The organism is Wolbachia endosymbiont of Tuta absoluta (assembly GCF_059414725.1).
This window is the reverse complement of record NZ_JBNRJY010000302.1, coordinates 1-329: the sequence shown is the minus strand read 5'-3', so window position 1 is coordinate 329 and position 329 is coordinate 1. Positions and strand designations below refer to the sequence as shown.

Annotated in this window: 1 rRNA gene; it reads left to right on the top strand. The window is 55.9% G+C overall.

Annotated elements, in window-relative coordinates:
* A 16S ribosomal RNA gene (locus ACJ5GX_RS03390) occupies positions 1-329 on the top strand; the annotation flags it as partial.

Below are 329 nucleotides of genomic sequence, written 5' to 3'. Positions count from 1 at the left end.
GTAGAGGGGGGTAGAATTCCAGGTGTAGCGGTGAAATGCGTAGAGATCTGGAGGAATACCGGTGGCGAAGGCGGCCCCCTGGACAAAGACTGACGCTCAGGTGCGAAAGCGTGGGGAGCAAACAGGATTAGATACCCTGGTAGTCCACGCCGTAAACGATGTCGACTTGGAGGTTGTGCCCTTGAGGCGTGGCTTCCGGAGCTAACGCGTTAAGTCGACCGCCTGGGGAGTACGGCCGCAAGGTTAAAACTCAAATGAATTGACGGGGGCCCGCACAAGCGGTGGAGCATGTGGTTTAATTCGATGCAACGCGAAGAACCTTACCTACT